General features: G+C 52.4%; 15 protein-coding genes and 4 pseudogenes. 8 read left to right on the forward strand and 11 right to left on the reverse strand.

The window, feature by feature from the left end:
- Nucleotides 1-12: 12 nt before the first annotated feature.
- The 3 genes and pseudogenes from LIX15_RS26225 to LIX15_RS26235 all read right to left on the reverse strand — a co-directional run.
- Nucleotides 13-363: an EamA family transporter gene (locus LIX15_RS26225; RefSeq protein WP_227777843.1), complete on the reverse strand. Its 351-nt coding sequence runs from the start codon at nt 361-363 to the stop codon at nt 13-15.
- Nucleotides 364-378: 15 nt separating this feature from the next.
- Entirely contained in the window at nt 379-915 is a 537-nt protein-coding gene (locus LIX15_RS26230; RefSeq protein ID WP_227777844.1) for an EamA family transporter, read from the reverse strand.
- A gap of 38 nt (nt 916-953) precedes the next feature.
- Nucleotides 954-1307: pseudogene (locus LIX15_RS26235) on the reverse strand (enolase C-terminal domain-like protein); the annotation flags it as partial.
- Nucleotides 1308-1474: 167 nt separating this feature from the next.
- On the opposite strand from LIX15_RS26235, the gene LIX15_RS33830 reads away from it, so the two are divergent.
- Nucleotides 1475-2248, forward strand: coding sequence for a DUF7260 family protein (locus LIX15_RS33830; protein ID WP_345412920.1), 774 nt, complete (start codon nt 1475-1477; stop codon nt 2246-2248).
- 20 nt (nt 2249-2268) lie between these two features.
- On the opposite strand, the pseudogene LIX15_RS26245 reads toward LIX15_RS33830, so the two are convergent.
- The 3 genes and pseudogenes from LIX15_RS26245 to LIX15_RS26255 form a co-directional block, all read right to left on the reverse strand.
- Nucleotides 2269-2481, reverse strand: a pseudogene (locus tag LIX15_RS26245) (ArsR family transcriptional regulator); the annotation flags it as partial.
- Between the two features lie 214 nt (nt 2482-2695).
- A complete protein-coding gene (locus LIX15_RS26250; protein WP_227777846.1) occupies nt 2696-4624 on the reverse strand; it encodes an ABC transporter ATP-binding protein in 1929 nt (642 codons plus the stop codon).
- Between the two features lie 463 nt (nt 4625-5087).
- Nucleotides 5088-5300 (reverse strand): L-rhamnose mutarotase, encoded by a 213-nt coding sequence (locus tag LIX15_RS26255; protein WP_345413086.1) that lies wholly within the window; start codon nt 5298-5300, stop codon nt 5088-5090.
- Nucleotides 5301-5435: 135 nt separating this feature from the next.
- Between LIX15_RS26255 and LIX15_RS26260 the strand changes: the two genes are divergently transcribed.
- The 3 genes from LIX15_RS26260 to LIX15_RS26270 all read left to right on the forward strand — a co-directional run bounded on the left by LIX15_RS26260 (nt 5436) and on the right by LIX15_RS26270 (nt 9480).
- Nucleotides 5436-6611 (forward strand): enolase C-terminal domain-like protein, encoded by a 1176-nt coding sequence (locus LIX15_RS26260; RefSeq protein ID WP_227777847.1) that lies wholly within the window; start codon nt 5436-5438, stop codon nt 6609-6611.
- A gap of 550 nt (nt 6612-7161) precedes the next feature.
- Nucleotides 7162-7932, forward strand: a complete 771-nt coding sequence (locus LIX15_RS26265) for an IclR family transcriptional regulator (protein ID WP_227777848.1) — start codon at nt 7162-7164, stop codon at nt 7930-7932.
- Between the two features lie 840 nt (nt 7933-8772).
- Nucleotides 8773-9480, forward strand: coding sequence for a ThuA domain-containing protein (locus LIX15_RS26270; protein WP_227777849.1), 708 nt, complete (start codon nt 8773-8775; stop codon nt 9478-9480).
- A gap of 388 nt (nt 9481-9868) precedes the next feature.
- Here LIX15_RS26270 and LIX15_RS26275 read toward each other — a convergent pair whose 3' ends face one another.
- The gene (locus LIX15_RS26275) at nt 9869-10867 is read right to left on the reverse strand and encodes an aldo/keto reductase (RefSeq protein ID WP_227777850.1); all 999 of its coding nucleotides are present in this window, start codon (nt 10865-10867) and stop codon (nt 9869-9871) included.
- Nucleotides 10868-11255: 388 nt separating this feature from the next.
- On the opposite strand from LIX15_RS26275, the gene melA reads away from it, so the two are divergent.
- From melA to LIX15_RS26290, 3 genes are all read left to right on the forward strand, one after another.
- Nucleotides 11256-12563, forward strand: coding sequence for an alpha-galactosidase (melA, locus tag LIX15_RS26280; protein ID WP_227777851.1), 1308 nt, complete (start codon nt 11256-11258; stop codon nt 12561-12563).
- A gap of 121 nt (nt 12564-12684) precedes the next feature.
- Entirely contained in the window at nt 12685-14043 is a 1359-nt protein-coding gene (locus LIX15_RS26285) for an alpha-L-fucosidase (RefSeq protein WP_227777852.1), read from the forward strand.
- Between the two features lie 273 nt (nt 14044-14316).
- Nucleotides 14317-14739: a hypothetical protein gene (locus LIX15_RS26290; RefSeq protein WP_227777853.1), complete on the forward strand. Its 423-nt coding sequence runs from the start codon at nt 14317-14319 to the stop codon at nt 14737-14739.
- A gap of 177 nt (nt 14740-14916) precedes the next feature.
- Here LIX15_RS26290 and LIX15_RS26295 read toward each other — a convergent pair whose 3' ends face one another.
- The 3 genes and pseudogenes from LIX15_RS26295 to LIX15_RS26305 all read right to left on the reverse strand — a co-directional run bounded on the left by LIX15_RS26295 (nt 14917) and on the right by LIX15_RS26305 (nt 18495).
- A complete protein-coding gene (locus LIX15_RS26295; RefSeq protein ID WP_227777854.1) occupies nt 14917-15447 on the reverse strand; it encodes a hypothetical protein in 531 nt (176 codons plus the stop codon).
- Between the two features lie 145 nt (nt 15448-15592).
- A pseudogene (locus tag LIX15_RS26300) lies at nt 15593-17500 on the reverse strand (GH39 family glycosyl hydrolase).
- A gap of 212 nt (nt 17501-17712) precedes the next feature.
- Entirely contained in the window at nt 17713-18495 is a 783-nt protein-coding gene (locus LIX15_RS26305; RefSeq protein WP_227777855.1) for a sugar phosphate isomerase/epimerase family protein, read from the reverse strand.
- A gap of 384 nt (nt 18496-18879) precedes the next feature.
- Between LIX15_RS26305 and gfo6 the strand changes: the two genes are divergently transcribed.
- Nucleotides 18880-19950, forward strand: a complete 1071-nt coding sequence (gfo6, locus tag LIX15_RS26310; protein WP_303657543.1) for a D-xylose 1-dehydrogenase Gfo6 — start codon at nt 18880-18882, stop codon at nt 19948-19950.
- 375 nt (nt 19951-20325) lie between these two features.
- On the opposite strand, the pseudogene LIX15_RS26315 reads toward gfo6, so the two are convergent.
- Nucleotides 20326-20515, reverse strand: a pseudogene (locus LIX15_RS26315) (zinc ribbon domain-containing protein); the annotation flags it as partial.
- Nucleotides 20516-20581 lie beyond the last annotated feature (66 nt).

Here is a 20581-nt window from a genome sequence, read left to right on the forward strand (position 1 = left end):
CCGTGTTATGTCTCAAGTAACACGATCACGAAGTGGTTCAAATTGCGATAAACGCACCCCAGATACGGCGATAGCGGCGGCAGTGAGACGGGTTTGAAGTTTCTCTTCGTTTAGAATAATTCCTCCCAACAGAACCGCGATGATGGCTTGCATACTAAGAATTGGCGACGCAATACTAGCTGGAATCCGTGCAAAAGCAAGTGCGATGAAGTGTTCACCCACAATCAAGATTGTACCCGCCAGGAAAAGTTTCAGAAGATCGCCGCGAAATTCGGAACGCCAATCACGAATCGCCAGCGGTGACAGTAGAACCGGCGTTCCCCCGAGTTTGAGTATGACCCACGTCGTCGTCGGGAACGCCAACTCCTGAAGAACGACTCACTGTGCAACGTTCAAAATCGCTAAGACAAACGCACTTAGGAGTGCCAACTGTGCGGGTCGATACGTGGTCGCTTTCAAAACCGACATCGTTAGTTTCCCACCCTGATAATTCGCGACATATACTGCCAAAGTGCCAGTCCTACGCCAAATATCTGAACAAACGTCAATTACTCGTTGAGCAGAACGATTTCGAACGGAAGAACAAGTAGGCGTGATTTTACTGATCGGTGCGACGTATGACACTTGCCCGATCTTGATGGAATGAAACAGGATGAGTAGTCCGGCAGCCAGGAAGGCGATAGTACTGAGTACGAACAGCCAATCAGTACTGGAATGTCGTGCGGGTAGTGTAACTGGCATCCCTTTCACCTCCGCGACAAGCATGTACCAGGCCGCCGGCGAGACAAACATGAATGTCATAAAAACGGTCGACGGCACCCGGTCGAACTGATATTTGTAAAGAAAGAGGAAGTATCCCCAGACGACGGCACCAATGACCGCGTATACCATTCCATTATTGAGAACGGGATCCATAGTTGATAATGTAACTCAAAGCGTATTTGAGTACCGACTTAATCGATTCGGTACTGTTTGACGGCGTCCTCATCTACGGAGATTCCGAGTCCAGGCTCCTGAGGCACCTCCAACACGCCACTTGTCGGGTCGACCGGGTCGATCAATAGATCGTCCCGAAGGGGGGTTTCGCTTCGGTCGAACTCGAAGAGTAGCGGTTCTGGGATGTAATCTGCATGCGGATACTGCGGTACGCTTGCAGCGAACTGGATTGCGGCTGCCAACCCAACGCTGCTGTTCTACACGTGGGGACGAATCGCCACGTTTTCGGTCGTCGCCATATCAGCAATCCGTCGTGCCTCCGAAAACCCGCCGCACCGACCTAAATTCGGCTGGACGATAGACACTGCTCTTGGCGTTCCTATCTCGGAGCATCTAAGAAAAGCCCCGACGGCCGCGTTTCTTGGCTTGCTGGCCGAGAAACACGATTTCTCTCCGAAACGACGTTCCTTGTTGACGGGATGAGATATCCGACCGGTAAAGTATAGTGGTTCGAGCGGAGATAGGCGATTGACTAGCCATGGTAAATAGTACCAACCATCTAGCTGACTGGACGTCACTGTCGCCAGCGCAGAGCCGCCTCACTGACGAACAGTCTCGCATTCAGGCCGAAATCGATGCATTCGAACGGTTTTGTGAACGACTCAACGACATTCCAGTCCATCTCTCTCATGCTAATGGTGGGTCGCTCAAAACCACGATCTGTTCGTGGTTTCACTTGTCAGAACCACCCCAGGATATAATTGAGTGTGCGTATCGTGAGACCGTCTTATCTGTTGACCACTGGATGGACGCATACGGTGAGGACACCGTTTATGAGAGTATGGCAAACGAGTTCGGTGCAGGTATTGTTGCCGGCGTCACAGGTGGGTCAGCAACGTGGTCTCCCCAATTACTGACTCAACTTTGCATTGAAAGTACAACCGCTATCGAAACCCGTCAGCAGACAAACCAGATATTAAAAGAGGAACAAGAGCAATTAGAGGATCTTCATGGGTCGCTTGCCCTGATCAGTGAGGAATTAGCAATGGTTGAACGAGGGACGGACACATTCTCTGAGTGTAGTAGACGTCTGACGACGACACGGGATCACCTCGACCAGTTGGCAGTCGACCACCAAGCGTATCTCCAACAGCGCTCGACATCACTAGTGCATGATGACCTGTTTGCATCGCTCGTCTATTCAGACCTCGACATTGATCATCCCGGATTAGCTGCGCTCGCGACAGCCCGCGATATCCACGATCGTATCGAACATCAGCACTGGGCTGGTTTGACAGCCTCTTCCACCTGAAGGCGGAATAAAATGTTGGTTCAGTGGGGTGGATGCAGTTCGTAGACCTGTTTGCGGGCGTCGTGTATCTTCACCTGCGCCGAGACGAGGTTCGCGTCTTGGAGCTGTTTCAGTGCATATCAGACGGTTCGATTCGGTAAGAACGTTTCCTCTGCGAGTTGTGCTTGATCAAGCGGCGCGTCAACATCTAATACCTTCGCGACGAGTTTGGCATTCAGCGGAAGGTCACGCAATCACGACCGAAACTCCGACTGCGCAACGACTCAGTCATAGTACTGGATCGGATATCATGTTCAATGTCGGTAATTACCATATCCGTTTGTTGAGATCGATCGTAATATAAACGTGCCCATCAATCAGATTGATCCCAATCAAACTGAAGATACTCACCTACCCGCGAATTTGACAGGGACATCAGACCAGTCCAGACGTATCCGGCTCGTTGCATCAGTCCTCGTCGGATGCGTCGAGTGCTTGCTGGGCCACGCGCTCGCTTGCCTGTTCGACGAACTCTTCAGGAAGGCTCTCGATCTCGCCGGCCTGCACCCGCCAGAGATTCGCATATAAACCGTTGTTCTCAAGGAGCTCCTGATGCGTGCCGCGCTCGACAATACGTCCGTCTTCAACAACGAGAATGGTATCGGCTTCCCGAACGGTGGAGAGACGGTGGGCGATGATAAATGTGGTGCGGTCGGCCGCGAGTTCGTTGATCGAGCGCTGAATCAGCATCTCTGTCTCCGTGTCGACCGCCGAGGTAGCTTCGTCGAAGATCATAATTGCCGGTCGCTGGAGGATAGTCCGCGCGATGGCGATGCGTTGACGCTGGCCACCCGAGAGTTTGACCCCGCGCTCACCAATGTCGGTGTCATAGCCCTCCGGCAGATTGGCGATAAACTCATGAGCCTCAGCACGTTTGCATGCTTCGATGACTGCCTCGCGGTCGGCATCGAACTGCCCATACTTGATGTTCTCCTCGACGGTACCGTCGAACAGGAAGTTGTCCTGTCCAACGTAGCCCATCGCTCCCCGTAGACTCGACAGCGTCACATCACGGATGTCCAGATCGTCAATGTGGATGGTTCCCTCGTCGACATCGTAGAGGCGCAGGAGAAGCTTGACGACGGTCGTCTTACCAGCGCCGGTCGGTCCGACGAGTCCAACGGTCTCGCCCGGTTCGACATCGATGTCGATATCCTCAAGCACTATCTCTTTGCCGTAGCCGAAAGTGACATCATCGTACTTCACGTCGCCCTCAGCGTCCTCGAGTTCGACGGCATCGGGGGCGTCCAGGATGTGGACTGGAAGGCTCATCAGTCCAAGAATTCGCTTCGTCGACGCCTTGGCGTCCTCGTAGCGTTCGACGATGTTTCCCATCTGGGCGAGTGGATTGACTAGTCGCTGAGTCAACAGGAGAAACGTCACGAGTGATCCGACCGTGAGATCGCCCGTCAGCGGTCCTGGCGGGCCGTCAAGGATCCAGACCCCGCCGACGATAAACGTCGTAATGAACGACAGCGAAGTGAGTACCCTGAGCCCTGGCCGGTAAATAAAACTCAGGCGCAACGCGAGCCAGTCTAGGCGAAAGTACTTGTAGGAGTGATCCTCGACGCGCTGATCCTCATAGTCCTCTGTGACTGAGGCCTTGATAACCTGAATGCCATTAAGATTGTTCTCAAGGCGGCTGTTGAGTTCGCCGACGGACTCCCTGATGTCTGTATATCGTTCTTCGGCAAGTCTCATGTACCAGTAGGTGAATACTGCCGACAGTGGGATAACGAGCAATGTGACGGCCGCGAGTTGTTTGTTCATCCACAGTAGGATCACGGCGGTGCCGCCCATGAGGACAGCCAGCTGGATTGCTTCGCCCATCATGGAGTCGAGGAACTGTTCGAGCCGGTTTGTGTCGTTGGAGAGGATGGAGATCAGCTCGCCCGTCTGCACTTCGTTAAAGAAGTCCATGTCGAGGCGTTGCATTTGCTTGTAGGTGGCCGTCCTGGCCTCGTGTTTCACGCGATGAGAAAAGAGGTTTAGGGATGATGCCCTAACGAAAATCAATACTGCTTGGCCGACCATTGCGATTCCCATAGCTGCGATTGCAAACCAGAACTGTTCCATTGTGGTGTCCGGCAGCCACGACGCGGGGACGAATGGCAACTCGAAGGCCGTGTCGTCTCGGAAGATCGAGTCGATTGCCACGCCAAGGATCACTGGCGGAACCAGTGAGAGGAACCGCGAACAGATACTCGCTAGGATGCCCACGATAAACCACCGACGAGTGCCGTGGCCGAACCGCATGAACAGCTGGAAAAGGGGATGGTCGATCTCTTCGCGATGTCGTCTGATATACTCCAGATCGATTTCTGTGTCTGAACTCATTCGGAACGATACTCCCGGAGTACTATTCCATCAGTCAAAAAAAGATCGGTCAGCGACAGTTTCTCCGCTTTTCCGATACTGCCACTGGCGATCCTGTTCAGGTAGACCGGTGCTTCCTGGCGTACTGGACGGTCATAGCTCCTCAAACAGCGCTAGCATATTCTGATAGCTGGTTGAATATTAATCGACACCTTATTATTATGTTTAGTTAGCAGTCTTCATCATTGGGTTCAATGGATCAGGAAATTCTGATGATATTGTAGGGAATATAGAATTTATGTACTTAGTTCACCCAGATATGAGCATTGCATTTCACAGGTAAGACGGAAGCCATGGCGATTCTATACGCAAGACGTTATTTCTCCGGTCGATGTGACCAGATTTGTTCCATGAACGGGATCTGTTCCTCAGGTAGTGCATCAACTTCCACTCCATCTTCTTAGTATACGGCCACACGCCGCTCTCACCGTTCGATTGCCGGATCATCAGTGACGACATCAAGATAGTGGTCGATGTCATCAACCTCAAGTAGACAGACAGCGACGGTCCCCCTGATATACAGTTCAAAGTTCCGGAAGCCACCGCGTTCCATTGCATTGGTTACATCGGTGGGGACATTATTGTGAGCCTCAGTGTAGGCTTCAACATGGCTGGAATCGATATGTTGACTTATAATGTTTGTTCTCCATTATAAATCAAATTGATGAGACAACGAGCAGCTCCATGCGTAATCTAGACTGAAGATTACAGATTGCAACTGAAGACGATACCAAACGATATTTTATTATCCAAGGGAAGTATCCACAGTTGTGTGACTCTCGAAATAACGAGGATCGAAAGCACCGAGTTTGAATATCCGTTAGAAGATGTCGGTACAGACTATCACGGATTTAACTTAGTATACGATCCAGGAACAACGACTACGCGAAAATTATTCGCGATCAAGATACATACCGACGAGGGGGTTATTGGTGAGTACGTGGGGGGAAACTCACCAGGAGCAGCCCAGATCAATATGTTTGCGAACTATCTTATCGGCAAGAATCCGCTTCATCGAGAAAAGCACTGGAGCGAGATGAAGCGCGCACTCAGAAAATACGACCGTATGGGTATCGGCCCTATCGATATCGCCTTGTGGGATATTGCCGGCAAGCAATACAACGCACCGATCCACGAACTGCTCGGTACCTATCGTGAGCGAATTCCAGCGTATGCCTCAACTTACCATGGCGATGAAAACGGCGGTCTTGACACGCCGAAAGCATTCGCCAAATTTGCAGAAGAGTGCCATAATCGGGGATTTTCTGGATTCAAAGTACATGGGTGGGGAGGAAGCGAGAATTCACGGGATCTCAATCGCGAAATTGAGACAGTAAGGCTTCTTGGTGACCGTATCGGCGACAAAATGGATCTTATGCTTGACCCAGCTTGCGAGTATGAAACGTTTGGTGAAGCAATCAAAATCGGCCGTGCCTGCGACGAAGCAGGGTTCTTTTGGCTAGAGGATCCTTATCGTGACGGGGGCATTTCACAGCATAGTCACCGAAAACTGCGAGAAATGCTCGACACACCGATTCTTCAAACAGAACATATTCGCGGACTTGAACCACATACCGATTTTATTGAGAGTAGTGGTACAGACTTCGTCCGTGCCGATCCTGAGTACGACGCCGGCATCACCGGTGCCATGAAGATCGCACGAGTCGCGGAGGGGTTCGGCCTCGACGTCGAGTTCCATGCGCCTGGTCCCGCCCAACGCCATTGTATTGCAGCGATTCGCAACGCTAATTATTACGAATTGGCACTTGTTCATCCTCAGTGTCAGAATACACAACCGCCTGTATATCTGGGTGACTACTCAGACATGCTCGATGATGTCGCCGCTGACGGGACAGTCCCTGTTCCTACAGATCCTGGTCTCGGAGTTGAGTACGACTGGGAGTATATCGATTCGAACCAAACAGGTAGCGTCCACGTCTACAAGTAAGAGAAGATGTAAGTGAGCCCTCCATCGATAAATCGACATCAATTAGGTTTTCAGTCTATTCGATTTCCGAAATCGTTGCAGTTTACCCTAGTGGACGGACAAGCAAACGGACTTGCGAACCATCGCACCCGTCGTAGGGGATCGGTGTACAGAAGACGTCATATCTACCTGACTTGATTGCATTAGGTTCTCGATTCCTTCCGCAATAAGAGTATCCGCCTAAAGACGCATATTATGTACGCCATGTTCATCATTCTCTACCATATACTCCGTTGCTCCCTTACTCAGGTAGATAAACTGAATAAGGCACGTCGATAAACATTATACAATTATTATATTATCGGTGATTATTTGATCGATAATCCGAAGCTGATAGAAATAGCGTCGATGTGCCCCTATACATTTCACAATGTGTTTCGAGTTTGATTCAAGTAAGAATTAGTTAGTTAATATCGAAGAAAGGTGTGTATAATTGGGCGAGTCTGATAGATATAGCAGGATTCACTAATGATGGAGAAATATTTTTATTTGGTGAATCCAAAAGGGGGCTATGGACCAGTCTAACAAGGCACAACATCCGGTAAAATCCGTACATAAAACGTTCGATATTACAGAGGCACTACAGGAACTGGACGGAGCGGGTGTGACCGAACTTGCTGAGTACACTGGAATCACGAAAAGTTCCGTTCATAACTATCTTAGTACACTCAGGGAAAGAGGATACGTGGTGAAACAGGGGAATGAATATCATGTAGCTATAAAGTTTCTCGGGCTAGGAGCTTTCGCAAGACATCGACAGAACGTCTACGAGGTCGCGAAACCTGAAGTGGCATCACTCGCTCAAGAAACTGGAGAATTGGCGAATCTACTCGTTGAGGAGCATGGCAAGGGAATTTACATCCTGCGTGAAGTCGGATCTCAAGCAGTGAGCGTTGATAAGTACACTGGAGGGCAAGTCCACTTACATAACACCGCGCTCGGAAAAGCTATCCTTGCACATATGCCCGAAGAGCGCGTTAAGTCAATTCTCGATCGGCACGGAATGGTAAGATCAACTGAGAACACGATCACCAGCCAGTCAAAATTGTTCGATGAGCTAGAACAAATCAGGAAAACGGGGGTTGCCTTTGATAGGCAAGAGCGGTTGAAGGGCTTGAGATGCGTAGCTGCACCGGTTCTGAGAAACGATGAGTACATAGAAGCAGCAATTAGTGTTTCAGGTCCGCTGAGTCGAATGCAGCAGGAGCGATTCGAAGAAGAGATTCCGGAATTGCTCAGAAGCGCAGTCAATATTATTGAGTTAAATATCGCTTACGGATAGATATTACTGCGTGATCCGAATCGAGACCTCCTTCATATATCCCTCTGTGGATGGCCTTTGAGAGAGCTGATTTCGAAGTCCAGCTGGATTCACTATTATTGAATATTGGCCAGGAATAATCACGGAGATTTAAAATTAATCTAATTTATTTATAAATTAATATAAAATTGATTGTATTCAATCCCCTCCCCATCTCGAAAGCGTCTATATGAATAACAAAAGTAGTGCTGTTATACAATACTCATTATCGATAGCGGATCCTGCCCGAAAGGAAAACTAGGGCATATACTGTCGAGGAATATCTTGTTCCGTGTTCAGTAATGCAGACCCGAACAATATTCCTGATCCAGATTTCAACCAGCGCCGACACCACAAATATAAAGAATATGATTGCATAAATAGAATAGATTCCGACTTAGGGGATACTGGTGAGACTTGGTTTCGGCTGCCTTTTTGAATACTCGTGATCTCATAGGAAACAAATTTATCCAATAGCCAATCATTCTATTCAGGCTACCGGAGTACCCTGGGTGGGTATTCATTAATGAGGAACAGCTGATTTCCCTCAATTATTCTTTCTCTATTTTACATAAATTAATATTATATCATACTATGAAGTTCTTTGTTCGTCTCTTCGGTTGCCACTCGAGAGTGAATTCATACTTACCAAATTTGAGTTCGAGAAACGAGTACTGCTCCCGGTACGAGAAGAACTACGTCTTGGAGAAGTGAAGTAATGAATTGATTATATAATCACAGGTTTCTAGCCGTCTGAACTATTGATGTATTCTTACTGCAATCCATTCCTTTATTATCTGTGAATCAATCTATTCATACGTCATGCCCACCAAGGTTACTGTGTGGAACGAAAATCGTCATGAACAGCAGGATGAGCAAGCACGTGAAGTTTATCCAGACGGGATTCATACCGCTATTGCAGAAGCGCTGGATAGCAAAGATTACGACGTGCGGACTGCGACCCTTGACGAACCAGAACATGGTCTTTCGGAAGAGGTTCTCGATGATACAGATGTTCTAATCTGGTGGAGTCATATTGCAAATGACGAAGTCAAAGACGAGGTGGTTGACCGCGTTATCTCACGTATCCATAACGGGATGGGATTTATACCACTTCATTCGGCAAGAGGATCAAAGGTCTTCAAGCGACTGATGGGGACATCTACTCGCATCAAGTGGCGACATGACGATCGAGAACGTCTCTGGGTTGTTGACCCAAGCCACCCGATAGCTGACGGAATTGAGGAGTATGTTGAGATTCCTGAAGAAGAGATGTATGGTGAACCGCAAAATATACCGAAACCGGACGAGATCGTGTTTATCGGTTGGTTTGCGGGAGGCGAAGTTCTCCGAAGTGGATGTTGTTACAAACGTGGGAAGGGTAGAATCTTTTACTTCCAGCCTGGCCATGAGGAGTACCCAATCTATTACCAAGACGAAATTCGTCGAATCATAACTAATGCTACTGAATGGGCTACGCCTTTGGAAGGTGTGACAGCGACTTACGGAAATACAAAGGCACTGGAGTGAGCATTCGTACAACCGAGGATGAATCAAGTCTCTCGACACGAGAAAATAAACAATTTTTCGTTCACAACACCTCTCCCTTCATGTGCTAATTTCCTGTGGTGATACCATGTGGTACAGTCGAACGAAGCACAAAGCGAATGGGACGAACGCGGCGACGTAGGGTAGAAGCCATGGTACAAGTACCTGAACTAATATGTCGAATTACAAATAAATCTTAGAAATTGACCATCATGGTGAAAAGGGGTTTGGGCCATCGTATACTGGCGATCGCATCGTGGCAGGTCACTTTGCTCATATTGACCGTCTGATGTGTTGGAAGTTGAACTGCTTGTATTCGCTCTACGAAACAAAGTTACTGTGAAAAATGACTATTTGTGAGGATGTTTAATTACTGTGATGCCGTCCAAACTGGGTCAATAGGAGCTTCGAGTCGCTCTATTTCCTCATCAGTGAGAGCGACTCCGAGTGCTCTAATATTCTCATCAAGCTGTTCAGTTGTTTTGGGGCCAATGATTGGCGCAGTAACAATCTCATTGTGGAGTAACCACGCGAGGCTAACTTGCGTAGGAGATACGCCACGTTCCTTGGCGAGTTCTCGGACAACATCGAGGACTTGCCACTCCTCGTCACTATAGACTTCATCGGGGGATCGTCCGCTCTCCCCTAACCGAGACCCATCAGGCGATTCCTCCTCCCGCTCGTATTTTCCCGTAAGAAATCCACCGTAAAGGGGTGACCACGGAATAACCCCGATATCTTCCTCGTCACAAAGGGGAAGAACGTTCTCTTCCTCGTGGCGACGCACGAGACTATATTCGGGCTGCATACTGATGAACCGATCGAGATTTTCAACATCGCTGGTATACAGTGCTTTCATGAACTTCCACGCGGGCATTGTACTTGCTCCAATATATCTAACTTTTCCTTCATTGACGAGATGGTCGAGTGCTGATAACGTCTCTTCGATGGGTGTATTGTCGTCCCAGCGGTGGATCTGGTAGAGATCGATATAATCTGTATCGAGACGCTCAAGGCTCGCGTCTGCCTGATCAAGAATGTGTTTTCTAGAGAGGCCCTCACCATTCGGCCCTTGACGCATCTCGTTACGGACCTTAGTGGCGACAACTACTTCATTTCGGTCGTATTCTTGAATCGCTTTACCAACAATTCGTTCGCTACCGCCAGTCGAATATGTATTTGCTGTGTCTAGGAAGTTGATACCGTTCTCGATCGCATGGTCTATTACTTCAACACCATCTTCTTCTCCGACTGTCCAGTCATCTTGATATGTGGGACGCCATCCGCTACCGAAATTCATACAACCAAGGCAAAGTTTGGATACTTCCAGTCCAGTCTCGCCTAGGTACGTGTATTCCATGTCTGCCATCACTCGCCAGACTCACTCTATCGTAATGAATCTTGAGGATCACCGGGTCTGATTGCTTACATCGTTTTCCTAAAGAGCGGCAGAAGTATCCCGTTTTATCGCTCTAAATGGTGTGATGCCGTGATGAATCCGACTATGAGCCATTCATGATAGCGTTTAACCGCTAACTGGGTAGTAGCCACTTACGGGAACTTCCACCAAGTGTCTCAGTACCTGCTGAAATCGGAGGCCATTTAGGCGGGTGGGTGACTCCCGAAAGAATGCACCGACAGATAACTGCGGCTTCCACGAACGGGTCTCGGATAGCCCCGCGGTGTCGCACAGTTTAGAATTGAGGCTGCTGTTGACGAATATTTTAAATAGCAATCACTCGCTAGTATAGACACACATGCCCAAAGTGACCTTTATCGGAGCTGGTAGCATGGAGTTTGCTACGACACTAATCGGTGACATCCTCTCGTTCGAGGAACTCTCCGATAGCACGATCTCGCTAATGGATATAGATGAACACCGGCTAGCGCAGACGACCACAGTTGCTGAAGCGATGGTCAACAACGAAGGCGTTGATACGACTATCGAGGCGACGACTGACAGGCGAGAAGCCTTGGAGGACGCAGACTACGTCCTCAACATGATCAACGTCGGTGGTACTGAACCATTCGAAAACGAGATTCGAATCCCTCAGAAGTACGGCGTCAAGCAAGCTATCGGTGACACCATCGGTCCGGGAGGCATCTTCCGCGGCCTCCGGACGATTCCGATCATGCTCGATATCGGACGCGATATCGAGAAACTCTGTCCGGACGCACTCCTTCTCAACTACACGAATCCGATGTCCATTCTCTGCAAGGCGATGTACGATGCGACCGAAGTCAAGACAGTCGGACTCTGTCATAGCGTCCCTCACACTGCCGAGGCTCTCACAGATTACGTCGGCATCCCCACCGAGGAACTCGATTACTGGGTCGCAGGTATCAACCACGTCGCGTGGTTTCTCGAAGCAAAGTACGAAGGAGAGAGCATTTATCCCTATCTTTTCGATGCGATGGATGACCGAGCCGTTTACAAGCAGGACACGGTCCGGTTCGAGATGATGAAGCACTTCGGTTACTTTCCCACCGAGTCTTCCCATCACATGAGCGAGTATGTCCCCTACTTCCGTACCGACCAAGCGGTCATCGACGAGATGACTGGTACCACATCGGCAGGACGGATGCCGACTGCGACGTACCTCGAAGGCTGGAAGGACCGTTCCAAGCAACGGGACGGTTCCCAACCCGACGACGAACTCACGGAGTCTACTGTTCAACTCTCCGAGGAATACGCCTCGCGCATCATCCATTCACTGGAAACGGACACGAGCCGCCGAGTCAACCTCAACGTCAGCAACGAAACCTCAGCTATCACGAATCTTCCGTCCGATGCGTGTGTCGAAGTTCCGGCCCTCATTGACCGTACGGGCATCCGCCCGTGTTCGGTTGGTGAACTCCCGATTGAAGTGGCAGAATTCTCCCATCAACATACGACGGTCCACGAACTCGCTGTCGAGGCCGCACTAGAGAATGACCGGCAGAAAGTGCATAGAGCGGTTAAGCACGACCCCTTAACGGCGGCTGCCATCTCCCTTGACGAGATTCACGAGATGACTGAGGAACTTATCGAAGCCAACGAAGAGTATCTACCCGCGCTTAAGTAGCCACCGGAGGGAGGACTCCGCGGTGAGACGATCGAATGGGCTGGTGGTGAGACTACGACGAACTTCACCAATGTTGCTGTTAGGAAAGCCTATATATGTGTCCCATTAAAATTCGAAGTTAATGTCTAAGAAGTACGAACCGATGTGGTCATCAATCGATACACATTCCGCTCCGGACTGGTACCACGATGCCAAACTCGGAATCTTCATCCACTGGGGTCTATACTCTGTTCCCGCCTGGGCGCCCATTGGAGAGCACTACGCCGAATGGTACCCGTATTATATGTACGATAAAGGAAGTTCCTGGTACGAGTACCACCGTGAACACTACGGTGAGGACGTCGAATACATCGATTTCGCCGGGGAGTTTACGGCCGAAAACTGGGATCCAGACGAGTGGGCGGAGTTCTTCGCCGATGTGGGTGCGGGGTACGTCGTCCTCACGGGCGAGCACCACGACGGGTTCGCGCTATGGGACTCCCATTACACGAAGTACAACGCCGTGGAGATGGGTCCTGAACGCGATCTCGTCGGCGACTTGGCGGCGTCTGTTCGCGATCGGGATATGAAGTTCGCCGCATCGTACCACGCCAACCTAAACTACTACCAACCCGGGTTCGAGGGTCGGTTCGGTCACCCCGGTTTCGAGGGCGCTGGCGGAGATTACCGAAGCGAAGACGCCGGGCCGGGGCCGGAGTACGTCGATTTCATGAACGCGAAACATCGGGAGCTCATCCGCAAGTACGAACCTGATCTCCTCTGGTTTGACGTTCCGTGCGCCGACAGTGATCGCGTCCATGCACGCGAAATCATTGCCGACTATTACAATGCCGCCGCGGAGTGGGACAAAACGGTCGCCGTCAACGATCGCGCTGCAACTGACGCCAGAGGTTCTCACGCTGACTTCTCTACGCCGGAGTACGAAACCTACGATGAGATCTCCGAAGATAAGTGGGAAGCGTGCCGCGGGCTCGGCTTTTCTTTCGGCTACAATGCAGCGGAAACAGAGGAGGACCACCTGACAGCCGAGGAGTTAATTCAGTCGTTCGTCGATATCGTTTCGAAAAATGGAAATCTACTCATCAACGTCGGACCCAAAGCGGATGGAACTATCCCCGATCTCCAGAAACGACCACTCACAGGCCTCGGAACATGGCTTGATACCAACGGAGAAGCGATCTACGGGACGACCTACTGGGCGACCTCCGAAGACTCGATAAGCGACGTTGAGGTGCGCTATACGTGGAAAGACGAGACGTTATACGCGATCTGCCTCGACTGGCCGACCGATGACCTCGTGTTGGGGATCGAGGATCACGTCGATCTGGAAACGATCGATAGTGTCGAACTCCTTGATGGTGACCTGGATCTCGATTTCGACCGAGACGGGGACTTCTCCGTCGCGCTGCCGGAGGACCCTCCGACGGAAGCGCCGGCGTACGCAATACGGATCAGCGACGTGTCGGGTATCGGTCGGTAGGCTTGCGTTCGAACTAACCCCGTTCGATCCCATACCGGGTATTTTCTTCTCCTGTGCGTTCACTGAAAGACGAACATTTTTTGTCGACTACTGTACATCATCCAAAGACAACATCTGGGAGTACGATAACGGAGCCTATGGACTCTGTTCGACCGGAAGCAAGGGTGTCGGCCTCGATTTAGTGTGCAGTAAACACCGGTCGTGTTGCACCGAGGGCGTGATTGAGGTCGCGGGAGAGGTAGAACTCCGGTGCAGGCGAGCGGACGAGGCCGAGTGGAAATTGTCGAAGCCGAGGAGATCAGCGCGGTCGACCGCGGCATCGAGCACATCGTCGAGTATCTCATAACCGGTGTCGAACCCGAACTCCCGGTCGAGAATGCGCTTCGAGCGATGAAACTCATTTTCGGCGCCTACAAGTCAGCTCGGTTGCGGGCGCGAATCGACATCGACGACAACCCCTACAGGAGAGGGTCGAATCGGGCGAGCTCCAGCCTCGGCCGACGGAAGACTGAAAGCGGTTTCGTCCCGATAAGAGAGTACTCGATCCGCTACGGCGGGAATCACAAATCCGAAACCGTCATCGATTCAGAGCTAACCGTAATAACGATACTCTCCCCGATCCTTCTCGAATCATGGCACAAACTGACATCATTGTCTACAGCGTCCGCGAACTGGATGCTTCGGTGGGGGTGGTAATCGAGCGCGTCGCCGAGGCGAAGTACGACGGAATTCAGTTCTTCGGGCACCACACCCGCGCTTAACGCCGACACGAAGCCGATTCACAAGAAACTCGCGGAGACCGGACTTCGAGGTCATGAGTGCGCATGTCGTTGCCAGTGATCTCGAAGAGCGCCTCAGCGAGGTAACTGAGGCCTATCGCTTCGTTGCCGTCGACGAAGCGGTTGTTCCCCACCTTCCGACGGAGGACTTCGAGTCGGCCGAAGCAATCAAAGAAACGGCGACGCGCCTTGTCGCCCTCTCGACGGCGCTCGATGACCCGATTGGGATCTTCACTACCACAATCACGAACACGAGTTCATCGAACTCGCCGATGGTCTTACAGGATTCGAAGCGCTCATCGAATAGACCGACATTGGTATCGAACTGGACATCAGCTGGGTGCACTACACCGGCCGAGATCCTGTCGAACTCATCGAGACGTACGGAGATCGGATGTCCTTGATCTACATGAAAGACTCGGATGCGGAACGAAACGAGGGTTTCCGCGAGATTGGCGAGAGAGACGGCGACATACCCGGCTGCGCCGAAGCCGCGCGCTAGTGGTGCGAAGTGGCTCATCTTTGAGCACGACGCACCGGAAGATCCTGCAATCTCGATCGAGGTATGTGCCGAATTCCTCAACTCGCTGTAGAACTGAAGACTGCCCCAGTTAGCTCGTCCCATTCTATCCGGACGTGCGGCCTCCCTCCGGATTGATCGGACAGTTACGAGTAATCGGGGCCGAGGTCGTCGTAAATACGAGCGATCAGCACCGACTGCCGTTCATTAATTCTTCATCGCGCGTGCAACGGTATCCGTAGACGTTCGATCAGAAGTTGACCGTTCGTTCGCTCACCTCGACCCTCGTTTCCGCCAATTCCACCTCTCGTCCGTCCATACCGACCGCCGAGACGGTGTACGTGTACTCTTCGTCTCGCTCGACGTCCATGTCGACGAACGTTGAAGCGGTGACGTTCCGATCGGAACCGAACGTCATCGTAGTGTTATCACGCGTACGATAAATCAGGTAGTGAGAGACATACGTACTGTTTAGGTATTCCCACGAGAGGAAAACATTCGGTTCACCGTAGACGTCAATCTCGAGAGAAGCACAGAGGTCGACGTCGGAATCGGTAGCGAGCGTCGTCGGCTCGTGTAGCACGAAGAGAGCGACCGAGTGGGCTGGTAAGCGGGTTTGGAGTTCGACGCTTCCGTCGCTCACGTCGACCGTCCGTGCGGGATGGGTAGATTCGAGGTTCTGGCGCGCACGGATCTCCCGGAGTGCCGATCGCGCCGGTGCGGGATCCCCGCCATGCTCTTTCCACGCCGTGTAGGAGTTGCTGTGAGCGTCGTCAATCCGATACTCGATCAACTGTGTTTCGTCGGAAAGCGGCAGGTTCTCTAGATGAAGGTGGACGCCGCGCTCATCTGTCGCTGTCAGGTCATCGTCGAAATGCCAGACGAGGACGGACACGTACCCGTCGGCGGCGGTAGGAAGGACGCCGACGGCGTCCGTGGACTCATGTACGACAGGCGTGAATCGACGGGTCCCAAGTTTTTCCAGAAGGTGGTGACTGTTGAAGACGGGCTTTTTGATGAGATCCGTGGTCGGATAATGGAAGACTGGCGTGAGACGGCTGCGATTCCCGCTGAACAGGGAACTTTCCCAGTGAAGGTGGCAGTTGTCGGCCACCATGCGGCTCATTTCGTAGCCGTATTCGTTTTCGACGACCCGACAGTACAGATCGACGAGCTTGCAGTTGAAGCCCGCGAAGTATCGTGTATTCCGGAATTCGAGCCAATCGAAGTCGTCCGGCCCCATGTTCCCGCTCCACGCGACGTCGCTTTCGTCATTGAAGAATTCGACGTCCGAAAGCGAGGGATACTCGTCGAGGATATCTAGATACCAGCGGACGTCGTCAATTATCTTCTCCGTCCGGGGTTGCTGGTCCTCGCGCTTCGGACGAACTCCCTTACAATGGACCGAAACGAAATCAATCGGTGTCCCGATCTCGCCCGTACAGTAGTTCTCCCCGTTGACGCAGTGATTCAGGAATCGGTCGAAGAGTTCGAATGCGCGTTCTGCCTGCTTCGTTCCCGGGCCACCGACCCGGTAGGCATCGGAGACGCTCTTGACCGCGTCTACGGAATAGTCCCAGTAACGGAAGAAATCAGTGTAATCGCCTTCTTCGGGACCCCATGCGGCGTGGTTGTCCGGTTCGTTCCACGTCTCGAAGTACTAGGTCGCCACCTCGTCGTGGCCGTACCGTTCGGTGAGATGCTGGACGAACGCCTTCACGAACGTCCGCCAGAGATCGTAATCGGCGGGTGCGGGATAGTCCTTCTTCGAGTCCCGGAGGTCCGCGGGCATCCGCTCGATCTCCACGATCGGCTTCATATCATGCTCGATGAGGATGTCGTATACCCGATCGACGTGGGTCCAATCATATTCGAGATGATCGTCCTCGGTGAGCATACAGGCGGCACCTTCGCCGCGCCCGTTGTAGTCATCTCCTTCGTGGAAGTAGTAATCACCCCGGCCGTGGGACGTGAGGATGTTGTGCATCCGGATGTAGGTCGTCTCGGATGGATAAGAAGTGAAATACGAGTACATCCGCCGGTACTGCGGCGTGTACGTAAAGTCGGTGTTGTTGTATCCCATTCCGCTGTAAAAGTGCGAAAATGGGACTCCCTCTTCTGAGAAATCGACATCGATACCGTCACCCTCGAGTGTCATTCTGTGACCTGCAGATATCCGAGCAGACGCTTAAGAATTTTGCAGGATTGGCGGAGGCCACGTCCGCTGCGTTGTCTATCGAGGAGTCGACACTGATCGGACGCTCGCCTGTTCACGATCGCGGGCGTGCGGGAGGAACAAACCGATTCATTAGTAAAAAACTGGGAGGATCGGTCGAGTGAGCCTGTTCTGCGGTGCGAGCGACCGGCCAATTATCCGACGGTGTTCAGCGCCTGCTGTAGATAGTCGTAATCGTTCGCGATCGCCTCCCGATACGACAGTGAAGGGGTGACGAACTCTACCCCGATGACCCCGTCGAAACCACTGGAATCGAACACATCGAGCACCGCCTCCACGTCGAAGTATGCGTCGCGGAGCAAGCAGCGATTTCGCTTTTCTCCGTCGGGGTGCTCCCTTTCGATCACGGCCTGTAAGTGGACGTTGTTCGTGAGTGGTGCGAGCCATTCGGCGCTTTCCAGCACCTCCGCCGCCGTGTCGTGGAAGATCGGCTGCCAGTTGAGTCCGCAGTTGTGTTCGTCGACGGCCTCGATAAGCTTTTTCGCTCCCTCGTCGCGGTAGGTAAGTGTTCCACCATGTTTTTCGACGGTGACGGTCAGATTACGGTCTGCGGCTCGACGGGCAACGTGCTGGAGGTCATCAACCGTCCGCTCCCAGTGGTCCCGAGTATGCTCACCGTAGTTCTGCTCTCCCGGCCAAACACGAATGATATCGGCTCCGAGTTGATCTGCGATCTGGAGTTCGGACTTCCACTCATCATCGTAACTGTCCGTTCCTGGGCGGAGATAGGACCCGTACGTCAGACCCATCGATCTGATGGCGTGCCGTATTTCCTCGTACCGCTCGCTCGGTCCGTCCCCGACGTGGGCTTCCGTTCCCCAGATTTCCACGGTTTCGAAGCCGAGGTCGCTCGCGAGGCGGATGATGCGCGTACTATCCCACTCCTTGTTGGAGATCGTACACAGGCCGAGTTGCATACGTTATTCAGAGCCGGCCACTACTATGAATTTTTTCCAATACGGTGCTATTCGGACCCACCGATTCACTGCGAATCGGATAGATGGAGCTCTTCGAGGTACGGACGAGTTTCTTCGCCGGGCACGGATGCACTCCCATCCAGCCGTCTAGAGATGACGAGAGTGCTGCCAACAGCTAATTGATCTCGAATGGCGTGGTCACCGTAGCGTCTCGCAACCGACGCCTTCTTGCGACCTCCGCACTCACTTCTGGCGCTGCGTTCGATAGTGTGATCGCTGGGAGCGACCTCGAACGTTTTCGGCGGCCCTCGAAACGTATCCGATAGTGGATGACCGTATCCGAATGATTATTACCTCCGTCTGCTCCAGCTAGGAAGCATGGGTATTCATTCGTGGATCCAGGAGTACACGGAACGTGACTGGCAAACCACAACGAACGGCACAGTTCGATTCGCGCTTATCGGACTCGGCTGGTGGACGGTTGATGTCGCCATCCCCGCCATCGAGTCCTCCACTCTTTGCGAGACGACCGTTCTGGTGAGCGGGTCGAAGGAGAAAGCCGAGCGGATCGCGGACGAACACGACATCGAGCACGGTCTCACATACGACGAATACCACGACGGTGCCGCCACCGAGGCGTACGATGCCGTCTACATCGGCACGCCCAACGCTTATCACTTCGAACACGTCAAGTCAGCTGCTCGCTTCGACAAGGCGGCGCTGTGTGAAAAGCCACTCGAGGCAACCGCCGAACGTGCCCAGCGGCTGGTGGAGGCTGCTGAAGACGCTGATATACCATTGATGACCGCCTACCGGATGCAGGTCGATCCTGCGGTCCGATGCGCCCGAGAGTTAATCGAGGACGGATTCATCGGCGAACCGACGCATGTCTACGGGAATAACTCTCAATCAATCCTTGAGATGATTCCCGACCCCGATCAGTGGCGCTTAGATCCCGACGTAACCGGTTACGGGACCTCTGTGATGGATCTCGGCATCTATACGATAAACACGGCGCGGTTTCTCCTCCGACGAGATCCAGTGGCGGCGACGGCTTATATGACATCCGAGCACGATGGTTTCGAAGCCGTTCCCGACGAGCGCGCCGCGTTCACGCTGACTTTCGAGGGAGGCGTTCCACTGGTTAGTACGGCAAGCCAGAATACGCAGGGCGACACCCAGCTCAAGATCACTGGAACCGAGGGACAGATCGACCTTGATCCCGCGTTCCACGGCAAGGTGATTCTCTCGCTCAATCGTGACGATATCCACATCGATATCGAGAACACGTCGTACAGTGGCGACGACGAAATGGAAGCGGTGTTCGACTACTTCGCCGACCGAGTACTTTCGGGGGAGGAAATCTATCCGGACGGACACCATGCCCTCGTGGATATGGAGACGATCCATGCGATCCACGAGGCTGCTGAGACCGGCTCTTCCGTCGACATCTGAGCCTGTGAACTCCTCCGACCTCAACAGAGGCGCGAAGCGTTCGAATCGATCGGAGGAGCAGAATCCTTCGGGTTCTGAGAGCGTTGGGGTTCGGAGCGTCCCACTCTCCTCGTCTCGATATTCGGGCCACACATCCGATGCACGCTTGTTTTCGCGTTCTACCAACCGAATGCGGACAATAGAGTCGACCTGCTGGCCGCTTCGTACACAGGTCACCTTTCCCGCCCTGAGGGGCGGGGCTTGTCGGTGGATTCCAGTTCAGGCCTCTATTCGGAGGCAGGCAAGCACCGCTATAAACTTTCAACATCCCAGACTTCATGGTGAGGTGATATGTCGTCCCCCCGTGCGGTAACTTTTGCCCCACTCAGAGTAGCCTAAAGCCGAAGTTCTTCGCCGCGTTGTAGTCCGCATTGACCGCGTAACCGCACTTCTGGCAACAGAATCGCTCTTGTGACGGGCGATTCCCTCGCAGAGTCGTCCCACACTTGGAACAGTGTTGTGACGTGTACGCCGGGTCTACCTGCGCCGTTTCGATGCCTTCCGCTTCAGCCTTGTACGACGTGTAGTGTCGGCTGGCGTGCGCTCCTATCCAAAAACGGGACAGTGCCGGCGTCCGAATCTGCCAACCGGA

The sequence above is a fragment of the Haladaptatus pallidirubidus genome (genome assembly GCF_020700235.1).
GTDB lineage: Archaea > Halobacteriota > Halobacteria > Halobacteriales > Haladaptataceae > Haladaptatus > Haladaptatus pallidirubidus.